14 protein-coding genes and 1 tRNA gene are annotated in these 16,271 nt (G+C 71.9%); 11 read left to right on the forward strand and 4 right to left on the reverse strand.

Features of this window, described 5'->3' with window-relative positions; genetic code table 11:
• Nucleotides 1–183: 183 nt before the first annotated feature.
• Entirely contained in the window at nucleotides 184–1,170 is a 987-nt protein-coding gene (locus tag P5G50_RS18650; protein ID WP_435870921.1) for a 3'-5' exonuclease, read from the forward strand.
• Here the strand turns inward: P5G50_RS18650 and P5G50_RS10260 are convergent.
• Together P5G50_RS10260 and P5G50_RS10265 are read right to left on the reverse strand one after the other, a co-directional pair.
• The gene (locus P5G50_RS10260; protein WP_301230594.1) at nucleotides 1,136–2,221 is read right to left on the reverse strand and encodes a hypothetical protein; all 1,086 of its coding nucleotides are present in this window, start codon (nucleotides 2,219–2,221) and stop codon (nucleotides 1,136–1,138) included. The two genes, P5G50_RS18650 and P5G50_RS10260, sit on opposite strands and share 35 nt — an antisense overlap.
• 89 nt (nucleotides 2,222–2,310) lie before the next feature.
• Nucleotides 2,311–3,678, reverse strand: a complete 1,368-nt coding sequence (locus P5G50_RS10265) for a zinc-dependent metalloprotease (protein WP_301209350.1) — start codon at nucleotides 3,676–3,678, stop codon at nucleotides 2,311–2,313.
• A gap of 174 nt (nucleotides 3,679–3,852) precedes the next feature.
• On the opposite strand from P5G50_RS10265, the gene P5G50_RS10270 reads away from it, so the two are divergent.
• From P5G50_RS10270 to P5G50_RS10280, 3 genes are all read left to right on the forward strand, one after another.
• Nucleotides 3,853–4,995: a YlbL family protein gene (locus P5G50_RS10270; protein ID WP_435870864.1), complete on the forward strand. Its 1,143-nt coding sequence runs from the start codon at nucleotides 3,853–3,855 to the stop codon at nucleotides 4,993–4,995.
• A gap of 74 nt (nucleotides 4,996–5,069) precedes the next feature.
• The gene (locus P5G50_RS10275; protein ID WP_301209349.1) at nucleotides 5,070–8,024 is read left to right on the forward strand and encodes a UPF0182 family membrane protein; all 2,955 of its coding nucleotides are present in this window, start codon (nucleotides 5,070–5,072) and stop codon (nucleotides 8,022–8,024) included.
• Between the two features lie 141 nt (nucleotides 8,025–8,165).
• Nucleotides 8,166–8,687 carry an isochorismatase family protein gene (locus P5G50_RS10280; RefSeq protein WP_301209347.1) on the forward strand — a complete coding sequence of 174 codons (522 nt, stop codon included), beginning with the start codon at nucleotides 8,166–8,168 and terminating at the stop codon, nucleotides 8,685–8,687.
• Between the two features lie 67 nt (nucleotides 8,688–8,754).
• Here the strand turns inward: P5G50_RS10280 and P5G50_RS10285 are convergent.
• Nucleotides 8,755–8,831: transfer RNA gene (locus P5G50_RS10285), tRNA-Met, on the reverse strand.
• A gap of 119 nt (nucleotides 8,832–8,950) precedes the next feature.
• On the opposite strand from P5G50_RS10285, the gene P5G50_RS10290 reads away from it, so the two are divergent.
• The 7 genes from P5G50_RS10290 to P5G50_RS10320 are packed head-to-tail and all read left to right on the forward strand — an operon-like array spanning nucleotide 8,951 to nucleotide 14,962.
• Nucleotides 8,951–10,015: a response regulator gene (locus tag P5G50_RS10290; protein ID WP_301209346.1), complete on the forward strand. Its 1,065-nt coding sequence runs from the start codon at nucleotides 8,951–8,953 to the stop codon at nucleotides 10,013–10,015.
• Nucleotides 10,012–11,019 (forward strand): ATP-grasp domain-containing protein, encoded by a 1,008-nt coding sequence (locus tag P5G50_RS10295; RefSeq protein ID WP_301209344.1) that lies wholly within the window; start codon nucleotides 10,012–10,014, stop codon nucleotides 11,017–11,019. Before P5G50_RS10290 ends, P5G50_RS10295 begins: the two co-directional genes overlap by 4 nt.
• Complete coding sequence (locus tag P5G50_RS10300) at nucleotides 11,016–11,771, forward strand: PHP domain-containing protein (protein WP_301209342.1); 756 nt, start codon at nucleotides 11,016–11,018, stop codon at nucleotides 11,769–11,771. Before P5G50_RS10295 ends, P5G50_RS10300 begins: the two co-directional genes overlap by 4 nt.
• Nucleotides 11,768–11,923, forward strand: a complete 156-nt coding sequence (locus P5G50_RS10305; RefSeq protein WP_301209340.1) for a hypothetical protein — start codon at nucleotides 11,768–11,770, stop codon at nucleotides 11,921–11,923. Before P5G50_RS10300 ends, P5G50_RS10305 begins: the two co-directional genes overlap by 4 nt.
• Nucleotides 11,920–12,324, forward strand: a complete 405-nt coding sequence (locus P5G50_RS10310) for a response regulator transcription factor (RefSeq protein WP_301209339.1) — start codon at nucleotides 11,920–11,922, stop codon at nucleotides 12,322–12,324. Before P5G50_RS10305 ends, P5G50_RS10310 begins: the two co-directional genes overlap by 4 nt.
• Nucleotides 12,321–14,099: a sensor histidine kinase gene (locus tag P5G50_RS10315; protein WP_301209337.1), complete on the forward strand. Its 1,779-nt coding sequence runs from the start codon at nucleotides 12,321–12,323 to the stop codon at nucleotides 14,097–14,099. The genes P5G50_RS10310 and P5G50_RS10315 overlap by 4 nt, the downstream gene beginning before the upstream one ends.
• Nucleotides 14,096–14,962, forward strand: coding sequence for a carbon-nitrogen hydrolase family protein (locus P5G50_RS10320; RefSeq protein ID WP_301209336.1), 867 nt, complete (start codon nucleotides 14,096–14,098; stop codon nucleotides 14,960–14,962). The genes P5G50_RS10315 and P5G50_RS10320 overlap by 4 nt, the downstream gene beginning before the upstream one ends.
• Here P5G50_RS10320 and P5G50_RS10325 read toward each other — a convergent pair.
• Nucleotides 14,923–16,170: a pyridoxal phosphate-dependent aminotransferase gene (locus tag P5G50_RS10325; RefSeq protein WP_301209334.1), complete on the reverse strand. Its 1,248-nt coding sequence runs from the start codon at nucleotides 16,168–16,170 to the stop codon at nucleotides 14,923–14,925. The genes P5G50_RS10320 and P5G50_RS10325 overlap by 40 nt on opposite strands.
• Between the last annotated feature and the right edge of the window lie 101 nt (nucleotides 16,171–16,271).

Below are 16,271 nucleotides of genomic sequence, written 5' to 3' on the forward strand. Positions count from 1 at the left end.
CCCGGCGCGACGATCGTCCGCCTCGAGCAGAACTACCGCTCGACGCCCGCGGTCATCGACGTCGCCAACCGCCTCATGCGCGGCCGCTCGGGCGCGCTGACGCTTCGGGCGGCGGAGGCGACGCAGCACGCTGCGGGGGACCGTGGTGCTGCGGGGGCTGCGGGGGCTGCGGGCACTGCGGGGCTGCGCGGGGCTGCGGGTGCTGCGGGTGCCCATGGCGCCGCGGGCGCCGCGGGCGTCGCAAGCGGCGCCGGCGCCGCGCGCACTGCAGGCGCTGCCGCGGGTGGCGATGGTGGTCGCGCTCCAGCCGGACGTGGCGACGGGGGCCGCGCCGAAGCCCGCCCCGCCGCCGCGGACCCCGCCGCAGCGGGCCCGGCGGTCGCCCCGCCGACCGCGTACGCGGACGACCGCGAGGAGGCGCGCGGTGTCGCCCAGCGGATCGCCGCCGAGCTCGCGAACGGCTCCCGGCCCGAGGACATCGCGGTGCTCTACCGCGTGAACGTCCAGGCCGCGGCGCTGGAGCAGGCGCTCGGCGATCTGGGCATCAGCTACCGCATCCACGGCTCGAAGCGCTTCTTCGATCTGCCGGAGGTGCGCCAGGCCATCATGACCCTGCGTGCCGCGAGCGTCGCCGCGACCGACGAGCCGCTGTTCAAGTCGGTCAGCGACGTGCTGCGCACGCTGGGCTGGTCCGTGCAGCCTCCCGAGGGGCGCGGCGCCGTGCGCGACCGGTGGGAGTCGCTCAACGCCATCATGCGCCTCGTCGACGAGCAGCCGCCCGGCACGACGTTCCGCCGCTTCACCGACGAGCTGCTCGCCCGCCAGGCCGGCCAGCATGAGCCGACGCTGTCGGCGGTCACCCTCGCCACACTCCACGCTGCGAAGGGCCTCGAGTGGGAGTCGGTGCACCTGATCGGTCTCAGCGAGGGCCTCGTCCCGATCAGCTACGCCACCGGCTTCGACGCCATCGACGAGGAGCGCCGCCTCCTCTACGTCGGCATCACCCGCGCCCGCCGCCGCCTCTCCCTCAGCTGGGCCGAACGCGGCACCCAGCCCGGCCGACCGGTGCTGCGCCAGCCTTCGCGCTTCCTCGCCGAGATCCGCCTCACGGACCACCAGCCCCGGGACAACCGGCTCACGGAGACCGGGCCGACGCCCCGCCGCGCCTGACGCCTTCGCTCCCGCCGCCATCCCGCTGCGCCGCCACGACAGCGGGCAGCCCTCGGCACCCGCATTCGGGATGGGGCTCGTGCGCCACCCGGCTCCACGTGCCGTCTGCAGGATCGAACCGCGCTGACTCCCGCGCCCACACGCCGGCCGTACCGCCCGCGCCGGCCGTGCCGCTCGCGCCGGCCGTGCCGCTCGCGCCGGCCGTGCCGCTCACGCCGGCCGTGCCGCTCACGCCGGCCGTGCCGCTCACGCCGGCCGCCCCGACCGTGCCGCCGGCCCCGTTCTCGCCGCCCACCCCGCTCACGCCTCCCGCCGCTCCCGCCGCTCCCGCCGCTCCCGCACCAACGCCACCCTCCACCCCTCCACCCCGCAACCTCCCGAGCACCGCCGCCACCGCCACCGACGCGACCGCCCCGACCACCAGCTCCGTCTCCCCGGGCCGCCGGAGCGAGAACAGCTGGGCCGCCATCGCGGGCCATGCCGGGTCCCGGTCGGTGCGGTGCAGGTCGAGGCAGCGGAGGCAGGGGCCGCCGCCCGGCTCGACGAGGGGGCCCACCGTGACTCCGGCGTCGCCGAAGACGACCGCGAGATGCGGCACGTCGCGGCGCAGCCAGCGCGCATAGCGGGCCGGCTCGATCGCGTACGATCCGACGATCACGGCCGCGCCCGCCGTGTCCAGGGCGGGGTCGTCCCAGGTGAGGCCGCTCGGCGTCTCAACGCCTGCGTCGCCGAGGAGCGTGCGCATCCGGGCCGCCGCGGGTCCGTCGCCGTCGATCACAACCGTGGGCAATGCGAGCGGCGGCGTCCGGGCGATGGCGAGCACCGGCCGCAGCCGGTCGAGCAGCGCCTCGACCTCGCGCGGGGACGCGTGCGCCCGCGCAGCGATCATCCGCAGGCCGGCGGGCGCGATGCCGTCGGCGAGGGCGGAGATCATCCGCTCCTCGGCCGCCGTCACCGGCTGCAGGACGAGCCGGGCACGGTCGACGCCGAACTGCAGGCTGTGCGGGTCGCGCCAGACGCGGCGGACGGAGGGATCGAGTGCGAGGACCATGCGGCCATCGTCCCGTGCAAGGATCGACCGTCGGCGGTTATCCCCAGATATTCATTCCGGGGCCCGCGCGTCCACAGCGAGGAACCGCCCTACGACTCCGTCGGCCGCCCGTCACCCTGCCCGTCGTCACCGCGACCGTCCCCCCGCAGCAGATCCTCGATGGCCTGGTCCAGCTCGTCCCGCTCCGGCTCCTGGCCCGCCGCGGTCGCGGTGAGCCGCGCCACGAGCGCGCTCGGGTCGTCCAGGTCGGACGCCTGGGGGAGGAGGTCCGGGTGCGACCACAGCGCATCCCGCGCCTCCTGGCCGACCGCGTCCGTGACCGCCTGCCACATCGCGGCCGCCTCGCGCAGCCGGCGCGGCCGCAGCTCGAGCCCGACGAGGGTCGCGAACGCCGACTCCGCCGGCCCGCCGGACGCGCGGCGCCGCCGCACGGTCTCGGCGATGGCGTCGGCGCGGGGGAGCAGCCGGGTCGCGTTGGCCGTGACGACGTCGACCCAGCCCTCGACCAGCGCGAGCATCGTCTCGAGCCGCGCGAGGGCCTCCTGCTGCAGCTCGGTCTTCGGCGGGATCAGCGCGCCGCTGACCATGGCCTCGCGCAGCTCCTCCGGGTTGGAGGGGTCGAAGCTCTCGGCCAGCGACTCCAGCCGCTCGGTGTCGATGCTGATGCCCTTGGCGAACGCCGTGATCTGCGTGATCAGCTGCAGCCGCAGCCACTTCGCGTGGCGGAACAGGCGCGCGTGGGCCAGCTCGCGCACCGCGAGGTAGAGCTGCACCTGGTCGGCGGGGATGTCGAGGCCGGAGCCGAACTCGGCGACGTTCTGCGGGATGAGGGCGGCGCGGCCGTCCTCGAGCAGCGGGATGCCGATGTCGCCGCCGGAGACGACCTCCTTCGACAGCTGCCCGACCACCTGGCCGAGCTGCATGGCGAACAGGGTGCCGCCGATGGAGCGCATGAGCTGCCCGGCGTTCTGGATCATGCCCTGCATCTCCTCCGGCGCCTGCTCGGTGAGCACGCGGGTGAGGGCGTCGGAGATGCTGGTCGCGACCGGCTCGGCCAGCTGCGTCCAGAGCGGCATCGTCTGGCGGGCCCACTCGGCGCGGCCGATCAGCTCGGGCGTGGAGGGGAGCTCGGAGACCGTGGTCACCTGGTCGAGCCACAGGGCCGCCACGTTGAACGCCTGGTCGAGAGCGGCGCGCTCGGCGGGCGTGGCCGCGTGCGCACCGTCGCCGGCGAGGGTCCGCGCCTGCTGGGCGGCGACCTCCCAGTCGATGCCCCCTCCCGGTTTCAGGAGGGCGTTCTGCAGCTGCCCGAGCAGCGCTTGGAGGCTGGCCGGGTCGCTCGGCAGCCCGGCCGCGCCTGCGAGCTGGCTCGGGTCGATCGACGAGTTCCCGGACAGGAACTCGCGCAGCATGTCCCGGAACTCGTCGTCCGGGCCCTTCTCCGGGTCGTCGGCCATCGTGGCGCCCCTCGTCTCGTCTCGCTGTCGCCGCAGCCGCCGACCGGAGGTGGTGCGCGGCTCACAGGCTCTGCATCTACGCTAGCCCGTGAGAACCAGGAGCCGGGTGGGAATCCGCCCGTCCTCCGCCCGTGGCCGTGCGCCCGTGGCGAACACGACGAAAGGGACCACCGCGTGACGTTGTTCACCGACGACGACCAGGCCGCCGGGGCCCCAGCGCAGCGGCAGCGGATCGCCCCGCCGCGACGCGTCCTGATCGGGTGGATCGCCGTCGGGGTGGCCTTCGTGCTCGCCCTCGTGCTGGCGATCGCCCCGGCGCCGTTCGTCATCGAGCAGCCGGGTCCCGTCTTCAACACCCTCGGCACCGGCACGGCGGTCGGCTCGACCGGCGACGGGTCGGACAAGCCGCTGATCAGCATCCCCGACAAGAAGACGTACCCGACCGCGGGCTCCCTCGACCTGCTGACCGTGTCGGTCGTCGGCAACCCCGATCAGCGGCCCAGCTGGGCCGAGATCCTGTGGTCGTGGTTCCAGCCGAGCAAGGCGGTCCTGCCGCTCGAGGCCGTCTTCCCTCCCGGCACCACGACGGAGCAGTCGAACGCCGAGAACGCGGCCCTGATGGTGAACTCGCAGCAGGACGCCGTGGCCGCCGCCCTCAACGAGCTCGGCTACGACTTCCCGCAGTCGGTGGCCGTCAAGCAGCTCATCCCCGACACGCCGGCGGCGAAGGTCCTGAAGGAGGGCGACGAGATCACGAGCGTCAACGGCACGACCGTCGAGAGCATCCAGCAGCTCCGCGACCTCGTGGCCGAGAACGGCACGTCGAAGCCCGCCGAGCTCGGCATCGTGCGCGGGGGAGCGGACTCCACCGTGCAGCTCACCCCCACCACCTCCGGCAACCAGACGGTGCTCGGCATCGGCGCCGGGATGGACTACACCTTCCCGTTCGACGTCAAGATCCAGCTCAACGACGTCGGCGGGCCGAGCGCCGGGCAGATGTTCGCCCTCGGGATCATCGACAAGCTGACCCCGGGCACGCTCAACGGGGGCAAGCGGATCGCCGGCACGGGCACCATCGACAACGAGGGCGCGATCGGTCCGATCGGCGGCATCCGGCAGAAGATGTACGCCGCGCGCGACACGGGCGACGCGAGCTACTTCCTCGCCCCCGCCGCCAACTGCGACGAGGTCACCGGGCACATCCCGGATGGGCTGCACGTCTTCGCGGTGAAGACGCTCGCCGACTCCCTCAAAGCGCTCGACGCGGTGCGCGAGGGGACCGGCACCCAGGGATTGCCCACCTGCCCCGCGTCATAGCCGCAGCGAACTCGCAGAGACGCCCACCTAGGATGGATTGACACCCCCTGTCACGGAGAGCAAAAGGGCCACACGTGAGTTCAACCGCAGCACCACGACCCGCAGGACGCCGCCGCGCGGCCATCTGGATCACTCTCGGGGTGATCGTCGCCCTGGTCATCCTGTTCTTCGTCTTCGCCGGACTGTACGCCGACATCCTCTGGTACCAGCAGCTCGGCTTCCTCAACGTGCTGACCACCCAGTGGTTCGCGGCCATCCTGCTGTTCTTCCTCGGCTTCCTGGGCATGGCGGTGCCGCTGTGGCTGTCCATCCAGCTCGCGTACCGCCTCCGGCCGGTCTACGCCAAGCTGAACAGCCAGCTCGACCGCTACCAGCAGGTCATCGAGCCGCTGCGCCGCCTGGCGATGTACGGCATCCCGATCGTCTTCGGCATCTTCGCTGGCGTCTCGGCCGCCAGCCGCTGGCAGACCGCCGCGCTGTGGCTCAACGGCACCCACTACGGCAAGACCGATCCGCTGTTCCACCTCGACATCGGCTTCTACCTGTTCGCGCTGCCGTTCTACCGCAGCCTGGTCGGGTTCGCCTCCGCCGTCGTGCTCATCTCGCTGCTGGCCACGCTCGCCACCTGCTACCTGTACGGGTCCATCCGCGTCAGCGGGCGGGAGGTGCGCATCAGCAAGGCCGCCCGCATCCAGATCTCCGTCGTCGCGGCGCTGTACCTGCTGCTCCAGGGCATCAGCATCTGGCTCGACCGCTACGCGACCGTGACCGACTCCAACGTCAACGACACCATCAACGGCGCCGCGTACACCGACGTGACCGCGACCATCCCCGGGCGCGCGGTGCTCGCCGGGGCCGCGATCTTCGTCGCGATCCTGTTCATCCTCACCGCGTTCGTCGGTCGCTGGCGGTTCCCGATCGTCGGCACGGCGCTGCTGATCGTCGCCGCGCTCGTCGTCGGCGCGATCTTCCCCTGGGTCATCCAGCGGTTCCAGGTCGAGCCGAGCCAGAAGACGCTCGAGACGCCGTACATCCAACGCTCCATCGACGCGACGAGGGATGCGTACGACCTCAGCAAGATCGAGGTCATCCCGTACGACGCCAAGACCGACGCGGAGCAGGGCGCGCTCCGGCAGGACGCCCGCACGACCGCGCAGATCCGCATCATCGACCCGGCGATCGTCAGCCCGTCGTTCCGGCAGCTGCAGCAGTTCCGTCAGTACTACGCCTTCCCGAACACGCTGAACGTCGACCGCTACGAGATCAACGGCAACGAGCAGGATGCCGTGGTCGCGGTCCGCGAGCTGCAGCAGTCGGGCCTCACCACGGGCCGCAACTGGTACAACGACACGATCGTCTACACCCACGGCTACGGTCTGGTCGCCGCCTACGGCAACCAGCGCTCGACCGACGGCCAGCCGGTGTTCCTGGAGTACGGCATCCCGACCCAGGGCAGCCTGGGCGAGTACGAGCCGCGCATCTACTTCGGCCAGCAGTCGCCCACCTACTCGATCGTCGGCGCACCGCAGGGCGGCAAGTCGGTCGAGCTCGACTACCCCGGCGGCAAGGACGGCGCGCAGCAGACGTACACGACGTTCTCCGGCAACGGCGGTCCGAAGCTCGACAACATCTTCAAGAAGCTCGTCTACGCGCTGAAGTTCCAGGACGAGCAGATCGTCCTCTCGGACGCGGTCAACAACGACTCCCAGATCCTGTACGACCGCGACCCCGTCAAGCGCGTGCAGAAGGTCGCGCCGTACCTGACGCTCGACTCGCAGGCCTACCCGGCGGTGATCGACGGCCGGGTGAAATGGATCATCGACGGCTACACGACGAGTGACCAGTACCCGTACTCGCACGTCGGCAGCCTGAGCGACGCCATCGCGGACACCGAGACGCCGACGCCGGCATACGCGTTCGACGACATCAACTACATCCGCAACTCCGTGAAGGCCACGGTCGACGCGTACGACGGCTCCGTCACGCTGTACGCGTGGGACGACAAGGACCCGGTGCTGAAGACGTGGGAGAAGATCTTCCCGACCACGGTCAAGCCGGTCAGCGACATGAGCGCGCAGCTGATGAGCCACGTGCGCTACCCGGCCGACCTGTTCAAGGTGCAGCGGTCGGTGCTCGGTCAGTACCACGTCACCGACGCCGGCTCGTTCTACTCCCGTGAGGACGCTTGGACCACGCCGAACGATCCGGTCTCGTCGTCGAGCGATCCGACGCTCCAGCCGCCCTACTACCTGACCATGCAGATGCCGGGGCAGAAGGCGCCGTCGTTCTCGCTCTACACGACCTTCATCCCGCAGGCGTCGAGCGAGTCGAGCCGATCCGTGCTCAAGGGCTATCTGGCGGTGGATGCGGACGCCGGGCAGACGAAGGGCAAGGTCTCCGACGGCTACGGCAAACTGAGACTCCTGTCGTTGCCATCGAGCGACACGATCCCCGGTCCCGGCCAGGTGCAGAACAACTTCAACGCCGATCCGACCGTGTCGCAGGAGCTGAACCTGCTGCGCCAGGGCAAGACGGACGTGATCAACGGCAACCTGCTCACCCTCCCCGTCGGCGGCGGTCTGCTCTACGTGCAGCCGGTGTACGTCCGGTCGACCGGTGAGACCAGCTACCCGCTGCTGCAGAAGGTGCTGGTCGCGTTCGGCGACAAGATCGCGTTCGAGGACACCCTCGACCAGGCGCTCGACTCGCTGTTCGGCGGCGACTCCGGCGCGAACGCGGGCGATACGAACGTGCCGGCGACGCCGGGCGGCCAGACCGGAGGCGGTTCGTCCGGTTCGGGCGGCGAGACCGGGGGCGGCAGCGGCTCCGGAGGCGAGACCGGCTCGGGCAGCGGCTCCGGCGGCACGCAGAACAACGCCGCGCTGCAGCAGGCGCTGCAGCAGGCCAAGCAGGCCCTCACCGACCGTGAGGCCGCGCTCAAGGCCGGCGACTGGACGAAGTACGGCGAGGCGGACGCGCGGCTGCAGCAGGCGCTGCAGGCGGCGATCGCGGCCGAGGGCGGCAAGTAGACCGGTAGCGCCGCCTCCCGCAGCCTCGAAGCGGCCCGCACCTCATCGGTGCGGGCCGCTTCGTTCGCTCCGCGTGCATCCGCGCGCGTTGCTCCGCGGACGGTCCTTACGGCACGGCGGCCGGAAGCGGACAATGAGCGCATGGGTCACGGGCTGCTGCTCATGGACGTGCAGCGCAACATGCTGGAGGGCGAGACGGCGGTGCCGGACGCCTCCCGCCTCCGTGGCGTGCTGAAGGGCCTGCTCGACGCCGCGCGCGAGGCGGGTGCCGCCGTGGTGCACGTCAAGAACGACGGCGGCCCCGGCGATCCGGACGAGCCGGGCACGCCCGGCTGGGAGCTGGCCTTCGCGCGCCGTTCGGGGGAGTTCGTGGTCCGCAAGGACGTCCCGAACGCCTTCCAGTCGAACCCCGCGCTGGCGGATGTGCTGCACGCGATGGGTGTCGACACGCTGGTGGTGGCGGGCATGCAGAGCGAGCTGTGCGTGCAGGCGACGGCGGTGGGAGCGCGGGAGCGCGGCTTCGCGGTGCTGGTCCCGGCCGGTGCGCACGGGACGTTCGACGGCGAGGAGCCCGCTGCGGCGATCGCGGAACGGGTCGACCTCGAGCTCGCGGCCGCCGGCATCGAGGTGCCGGAGGTGGGGGAGGTGCGGTTCGGCGGCTGACGCCGTCACTACGAGGAGGGACAAAAAGGCCCGGACCGGGGATTTCTCCCTGGTCCGGGCCTTCTCTTGGTTGCGGGGGCAGGATTTGAACCTACGACCTCTGGGTTATGAGCCCAGCGAGCTACCGAGCTGCTCCACCCCGCGTCGCAAGAAAGAATCTATCACGCCGTCCGGGTGACGCGAAATCGAACGTCGGCCCGGGCGCGTCCGGATCGGTAGACCGTTCGTCCCACTAGAGTCGGAGGAAAACGTAGGGGAAGCGTATGGCGATGGTCGGTCAGAAGTACCGCGTGTGCGTGATCGAGGACGATCCGGACGTCGCGTTCTTCATGAAGACGGTGCTGGAGAAGAAGGCCGATGCCATCGTCATCGCCATCACGGATCCGTCGAAGGCGCTGGGCGCGATCGCGGAGTTCGAACCCGACATCGTCGTGACCGACATCGAGATGCCCGGCATCAGCGGGCTCGATCTGCTGAAGGAGCTGCGCGCGCAGTATCCCGGCATGCCCGTCGTCGTGATGACCGCGCACGTGTCGGTCGATTACGCGGTGTCGGCGCTGCGGGCCCAGGCCGACGAGTTCCTGACCAAGCCGATCGCCTCCGCCGAGCTGGTGTCGATTGTGCAGCGGCTGGCGGAGGAGGGGCGCACCAAGCGGGCGGCCTCGCGGCAGCAGGTGGTGCTCGCGATCGGCGCGCACCCCGACGACGTCGAGATCGGCGTCGGCGGCATCCTCGCCGCTCACCGCGAGGCGGGCAACCAGGTCGTCATCCTCACGATGTCGCGCGGCGCGCGCGGCGGCGACGCCGACGATCGGCAGCACGAGTCGCTGGCGGCGGCCGAGCTGCTGGGCGCGCGGCTGTTCCTGGAGGACCTCGAGGACACGCGCATCTCCTCGGCCGATCCGACGGTCGGGATCATCGAGCGGGTCGTGCGGGAGGTGCAGCCGGACATCGTCTACACGCACTCGTCGCACGACCGGCACCAGGACCACCGGGCCGTCCACGCCGCCACGAGCGTCGCGACCCGCAACGTGCGCACCGTGTGCTGCTATCAGAGCCCGTCGGCGACGATCGACTACCGTCCGACGCGGTTCGTGCCGATCGACGGCTTCACCGACGCCAAGCTCGCGCTGATCGACTGCTTCCGCTCGCAGACCGAGCTGCGCGCCTACCTCGAGCCGGACTTCGTCCTCGCCACCGCGCGCTACTGGTCGCGGTTCGGCGGCGGGCACAGCTGCGAGCCGCTGGAGGTGCTGCGCGACACCGCGGACATCTCGCTGCCCGCCTCCACCCTCTCCGCCGACGTCCGAACCAGGAGGACCCTGTGACCGCATCGACCCGCGTCCTCGTCACCGGTGCGGGCGGCCCCGCCGGCGTCGCCGTCATCCGCTCGCTGCTGGCCCGTGACGACGTGGAGGTGCTCGCGGCCGACATGGACGGCTGGGCGAGCGGCCTGTACCTCGTCCCGGAGGAGGGCCGCCGGCTGGTGCCGCCCGGCCGTTCGCCGGAGTTCGTGGACGCGCTGATCCGGATGTGCCGCGACGACCGCGTCGACGTGCTGTTCTCGACCGTCGACGTCGAGCTCCCCGGACTGGCGGCACGCCGTGACGAGTTAGAGGCCGTCGGCACCGACCTGGCCGCGCCCGGTCACGAGACCCTGGTCACCTGCCTCGACAAGTTCGCGCTGGCCGAGCGCGTCACGGGCCACGCCCGCCTCCCCGTCACCCGCCTGCTGAACGCGGAGGGCGTGGGCACGGACTGGACGTTCCCCGTCATCGTGAAGCCGCGCAGCGGCGCCGGCTCCCGAGGCGTGCGGCTGATCGCCGACCGCGTGGCGCTGGAGGCGCTGGGCACCGACGAGAGCATCCTGATCCAGGAGAACCTCCCGGGCGACGAGTTCTCGGTCGACGTGCTGGCGGGCCTCGACGGTGAGGTGATCGCCGCGGTGCCGCGCTCGCGCGAGCGGGTCGACTCCGGCGTCTCCATCGCGGGGCGCACGGTCCGGCGCGACGAGCTCTCCGAGACCGCCTCCGCGGTCGCCCGCGCGATCGGGCTGACCGGCGTCGCGAACGTGCAGCTCCGATACAGCGCGGACGGCGAGCCGGCCCTGCTGGAGGTCAACCCGCGGTTCCCGGGCGCCATGCCGCTCACCATCGCGTCGGGCGTCGACATGCCGTCACTCCTGCTCGACCTGGTGCTGGGCCGCCCCGTCCCGTCGTCGGTCGACTTCCGGGAGCTGGCGAACGTGCGCTACCTCGAGGACGTGTTCGTCGCACCCGGCGACGTGCTGATCTCGGAGCACGCCGGCCACAGCGAGGACCCGGAGGGATGACGGGCGCGCGGGAGCTGCTGCGCGGCGACTTCCACGTCCACTCCACCTTCTCCGACGACGCCAGGAGCACCCTGGCCGAGAACATCGCCGCCGCGCACGCGGGGGGCCTCGAACGGCTGCGGCTGACCGACCATGTGCGTGCGAGCACCACCTGGGTGCCCGAGTTCCTCGCCGCCGTCGCCGCCGAGGATGTGCCGGACGGGCTCACCGTGCTCACCGGCGTCGAGGCCAAACTGCTCGACGCCTCCGGTGCGGTCGACACGCCCTCCGGCCTGGTGGTCGGCCCCGGCGGAGTCGACGCCGTCGTGATCGGCGACCACCAGTTCCCGGGTACCGACGGCCCGTGGTCCCCGGAGGCGACGCGAGAGCGGCTCGCGAACGGCCTGAGCGCCGACGACGCCCTCGACCTCCTCGTGACCGCGAGCATCCGGGCGATGGAGCGCACACCGCACGCGCAGCTGGCGCACTGGTTCTCGATCCTGCCCAAGGTCGGGCTCGCCGAGGAGCAGCTCGGCGCCGACCGCCTGGCCGCCTGGGCCGCCGCCGCGGCGGCGACGGGGACGATCGTCGAGGTCAACGAGAAGTGGTCCTGCCCGGGCCCCGCCGCCGTCGCCGCCCTGATGACGGCGGGCGCGCGTATCGTTGCCTCCACCGACAGCCACGTCGCCTCCGACGTCGGCCGCTACGAGACCGTGGCGGCCGTGCTGGAAGCGGCCTCCACCCTGACAACGCACCGGGAGGAAGAAGGATGAGTCCCGTCGACCTGAGCGACGAGCAGCGGAGCACGATCCAGGCCGAGCTCGACGCCGACCGCCGCTGGGAGAAGCGTCTCCCCGGCTACGCGGCGATCGCGCTGGCCGTGCTGGCCGTCATCGTCGTCGTGCGCACGGTGTTCTCGCTGTGAGCGTCGCCGCCCCCGGCGCCCCGGCGCGCAAGCGCGTGGTGATCGCCGACGACGACGATGACATCCGCGGCCTGATGGTCATCGCGGCCGGACGCGCCGGCGTGGACGTCGCCGCCGCAGTGGACAACGGGCGTGATGCGCTCGACGCCGTCCGCGGCGGCGGAGTCGACCTGGCGGTGCTCGACATCTCGATGCCGGGTCTCAACGGTGTGGAGGTCGCGACAGCCATCCGCGAGGAGGCCGCCGCCACGCTCATCCTCATGGTCTCCGCCTCCGTGCAGCTGCTCACCGACCACGGCGTCGTCGCCGACCGGTCGGACGCCTTCATCGTGAAGCCGTTCAGCCCGCGCGTGCTGTCGAACCGGATCCGCGAGCTGCTCGGGATGGGGGAGCCGGCATGACCCTCGACCGCTGGCTGAGCCGGCTCCCGATCGACACCCCGTCGCCGCTGATGAAGCAGATCCCGACGGTCCTGGGTTTCGTGGTCGCCCTCGCGCTGACCTTCGTCCCCGGCGTGGTCCGCGTGAGCCTGCCTCCGTACATCCTGGCTGCGGTCATCGTGGTGGTCGTCGCGACCATCGCGGCCGTCGTCGTGCCGTGGAACCGCCTCCATCCTGGGTGGACGGTCGCGGTGCCCGTCCTCTCGCTGCTCGGGATCGGGCTGCTGCGGCTGGGCACGGGAGGGTCGGCGTCGCCGTTCGTGGTCCTCACGCTGATCCCGTTCGTGATCATCGCGAGCGAGCCGGGGCGGCGCAACATCGCCATCGCGGCTCTCACCACCTTGGTGGTGCTGTTCGCGCCGCTGTTCGTGGACAATGCGCCGACGACCCCGGGCGATGTCGTCCGCGCCCTGTTCTCCCCGCTGATCTACCTGATCGTCGCGATGGTGGTGAACGAGCTGGCGCACCGGATGCGCACGCAGCTCACGGCCGCCTCCGCCGCCGCGCAGGAGCGGGAGGAGCTGCTGCAGCAGGCCGTGCGCGCTCAGGACGAGCTCGTCCTCAACGAGGCGAGGCTCAAGACAGCGAACCGGCTGATCAGCAGCATCTGGAACGCCGTCACCGAGCAGTCTGTGATCGGCACGGACCTCGACGGCATCATCGACGTCTGGAACCCCGGGTCGGAGAAGATGCTCGGCCTCACCGAGCAGCAGGTGCTGACCGCCCGCCGCAGCGTCACCGACTTCTATCTCCCGTCCGAGCTGGAGGACCGGCTGCGCGACATGGACGCGCGCTTCACCACGGTCGCGAGCGCCGACTCCTTCTCGGCGCTCGTCGACACCGTGCGGGCCGGCTCGGCCGACATCCGCGACTGGACGTACGTGCGCGCGGACGGCAAGCACGTGCCCGTCCAGGTCGCCGCGACCCCGCGCCTCGACGAGAACGGCCACCGGATCGGCTTCATCTTCGTCGCCACCGACATGACGCAGGCGCGGGAGTTCGCGCGCCTCAAGGACGAGTTCGTCGGCCTCATCTCGCACGAGCTGCGCACGCCGCTGAGCTCGATCCTCGGCTACCTCGAGCTGATGCGCGACGACGACGAGTCGCCGCTGTCGGAGGAGCAGCTGCAGTACCTCGGCGTCGCGGAGCGCAACGCCCACCGGCTGCTGCGGCTCGTCGGCGACCTGCTGTTCACCGCACAGGTGGAGTCCGGCCGGTTCCCGATCGAGATCCGGGACGTAGAGCTGCGCAGCGTCGTCATCGCCTCCGTCGAGACCTCGACGCCGGTCGCCGCCAACGCGGGCGTCACACTGCGCAGCGACGTGCCGGACGAGCCGGTGGAGCTGCGGGGCGACGCGCTGCGCCTCGGCCAGGCCGTCGACAACCTGGTGTCGAACGCCGTGAAGTTCACCCCGTCCGGAGGCACGGTCACCGTGTCGCTGCGCCGAGAGGGGGATGAGGCGATCGTCGCCGTCACGGACACCGGCATCGGCATCCCGGCGGTCGAGCTGAGCCGGCTGTCCCAGCGCTTCTTCCGGGCCTCCACGGCGACCCGCAACGCGGTGCCCGGCGTCGGCCTCGGGCTCACCATCACCAAGGCGATCATCACGGCGCACGGGGGCCGGCTCGAGATCGCGAGCGAGGAAGGGGTCGGCACGTCGATCAGCCTCCGGCTCCCGGTGAGCACGCCCGAGGCGGTCGCGGAGGCCCTGCCCGGAGCGGGGGCGACCCTGTGACCGCGACCCGCACGGACCAGGCGGCGAGCCTTCTGCCGCCCGCGCCGGCGGTCGGTGTCGCCGTCGCGCAGTTCGCCCCCGGCGAGGACCGCGTGCACAACCGGGACGTGATCGCCGGGCTGATCGCGGTCGCCGCCGGGCGCGGCGCACGCCTCGTCATCCTCCCCGAGTACTCGTCGTACTTCACCGACCCGCTCGGCCCGTCGTTCGCCCGCAACGCGGAGCCGCTGGACGGCGAGTTCGTCGACGCGCTCGCCCGGGCGAGCCGCGAGCACGGCGTCACCGTCGTCGCCGGGCTGGTCGAGAGCACGGGGGAGAAGCACCGCTTCGCGAACACGCTCGTCGCCGTCGACCCGGCCGGCGACGTGGTGGCCACCTACCGGAAGCAGCACCTGTACGACGCGTTCGGCTCCCGGGAGTCGGAGTGGGTCGTGCCCGGAGAGCTGGGCGCGCCCCAGCTGTTCGAGGTCGACGGCCTCACAGTGGGCATGCAGACCTGCTACGACCTGCGCTTCCCGGAGGTGAGCAGGAGGCTCGCCGACGCCGGCGCGGAGCTGGTCGCCGTACCGGCGGAGTGGGTGCGCGGCCCGCTCAAGGAGCACCACTGGAGCACGCTGCTCACCGCCAGGGCCATCGAGAACACGCTGTATGTCGCCGCCGCCGACCAGACCCCGCCGCTCGCCGTCGGGCTGAGCGCGATCGTGGACCCGATGGGTGTCACCGTCGCGGCGCTGGGCGAGACCGCCGGCATCGCGGTCGCCGAGGTGTCGCGCGACCGCGTGCGGGAGGTGCGGGAGCGCAATCCCGCGCTCCGCCTCCGCCGCTACCGGGTCGAGCCGGTCGACGGGGTACCCGGGGACTGATCGCTCAGCCGCGCGAGCTGCGCGGCCGCCCGCTCCAGCACCTCCACGCGCTTGCAGAACGCGAAGCGGACGAGCGAGGCCGTGCGCAGCGCGTACTCCGGCGTGCAGAAGGCGCTGAGCGGCACCGCGACCACGCCGGCGAGCTCCGGCAGCCGCCGGCACAGCTCGACGGCGTCGTCGAAGCCGAGCGGGGCGGCATCCGCGACGACGAAGTAGGTGCCGTCGGTGCGGTGCACGCCGAAGCCGGCCGCCGCGAGGCCCGCTGACAGCACGTCGCGCTTGTGGGCGAGGTCGGCGGCGATACCCCGGAAGTGCTCGTCGGGGAGGCGCAGGCCCGCGGCGATCGCGGGTTGGAAGGGGGCCGCGTTGACATAGGTGAGGAACTGCTTCACAGCGACGATCGCGGTCACCAGCGCCGGGGGAGCGGTGAGCCAGCCGACCTTCCAGCCGGTGGTGTTGAACGTCTTGCCGCCGGACGAGACGGTGACGGTGCGCTCCCGGGCGCCGGGAAGGGTGGCGACCGGGATGTGCTGAACGCCGAAGGTGAGGTGCTCGTAGACCTCGTCGGTGACGATGACGGCGTGGTGCCGCTCGGCCAGCTCCACCACCAACTGCAGGGTCTCCCGGTCGAGCACGGCGCCGGTGGGGTTGTGCGGCGTGTTGACGAGGATGACCCGCGTCCGATCGGAGACGGCCGCGCGCAGCCGCTCGGGGTCGGCCTGGAAGAGCGGAGGCTCGAGCGGCACGGTCACGTGCCTGCCGCCCGCGAGCGCGATCACCGCTCCGTACTCGTCGTAGAAGGGCTCGAACGTGACGACCTCGTCGCCCGGCTCGAGCAGGGCGAGGAGGGTCGCGGCGATCGCCTCGGTGGCGCCCGCGGTGATCAGGACCTCGCGCTCGGGGTCGACCTCCATCCCGTAGAAGCGGCGCTGGTGCTCGGCGACCGCTTCCCGCAGCACGGGAACGCCCATCCCCGGCGGGTACTGATTGGCGCCGGAGCGGATGGCGGAGACCGCGGCGTCGAGCACGACCGCCGGGCCGTCCTCGTCGGGGAACCCCTGGCCGAGGTTGATGGCACCGGTGCGGGCGGCGAGCGCGCTCATCTCGGCGAAGATCGTGGGGCGGACGACGCCGTCCGCTCCGAGCAGTCCTGCTCCGCCTGCTGCGCGCCGCCATGCCCCGGGAATTGCCGGCTCCGAGACCGTCATGTCGCTCCTTCCGTGCGCCCTGTCTCCAACCTAGAGCCTCGGTCACGGCGGAGGCCTGGGATACCGTGGGCGGAGTCATTGAAACGCCGCAGATCGCCCAC

This window comes from Leifsonia williamsii, assembly GCF_030433685.1.
Lineage (GTDB): Bacteria > Actinomycetota > Actinomycetes > Actinomycetales > Microbacteriaceae > Leifsonia > Leifsonia williamsii.

Coding starts and splice junctions, on each gene's coding strand:
- P5G50_RS10260 (WP_301230594.1), bottom strand. CDS start 2,221: ATGGTCCTCGCACTCGATCCCTCCGTCCGCCGCGTCTGGCGCGACCCG.
- P5G50_RS10265 (WP_301209350.1), bottom strand. CDS start 3,678: ATGGCCGACGACCCGGAGAAGGGCCCGGACGACGAGTTCCGGGACATG.
- P5G50_RS10280 (WP_301209347.1), top strand. CDS start 8,166: ATGGGTCACGGGCTGCTGCTCATGGACGTGCAGCGCAACATGCTGGAG.
- P5G50_RS10290 (WP_301209346.1), top strand. CDS start 8,951: ATGGCGATGGTCGGTCAGAAGTACCGCGTGTGCGTGATCGAGGACGAT.
- P5G50_RS10300 (WP_301209342.1), top strand. CDS start 11,016: ATGACGGGCGCGCGGGAGCTGCTGCGCGGCGACTTCCACGTCCACTCC.
- P5G50_RS10305 (WP_301209340.1), top strand. CDS start 11,768: ATGAGTCCCGTCGACCTGAGCGACGAGCAGCGGAGCACGATCCAGGCC.
- P5G50_RS10315 (WP_301209337.1), top strand. CDS start 12,321: ATGACCCTCGACCGCTGGCTGAGCCGGCTCCCGATCGACACCCCGTCG.
- P5G50_RS10325 (WP_301209334.1), bottom strand. CDS start 16,170: ATGACGGTCTCGGAGCCGGCAATTCCCGGGGCATGGCGGCGCGCAGCA.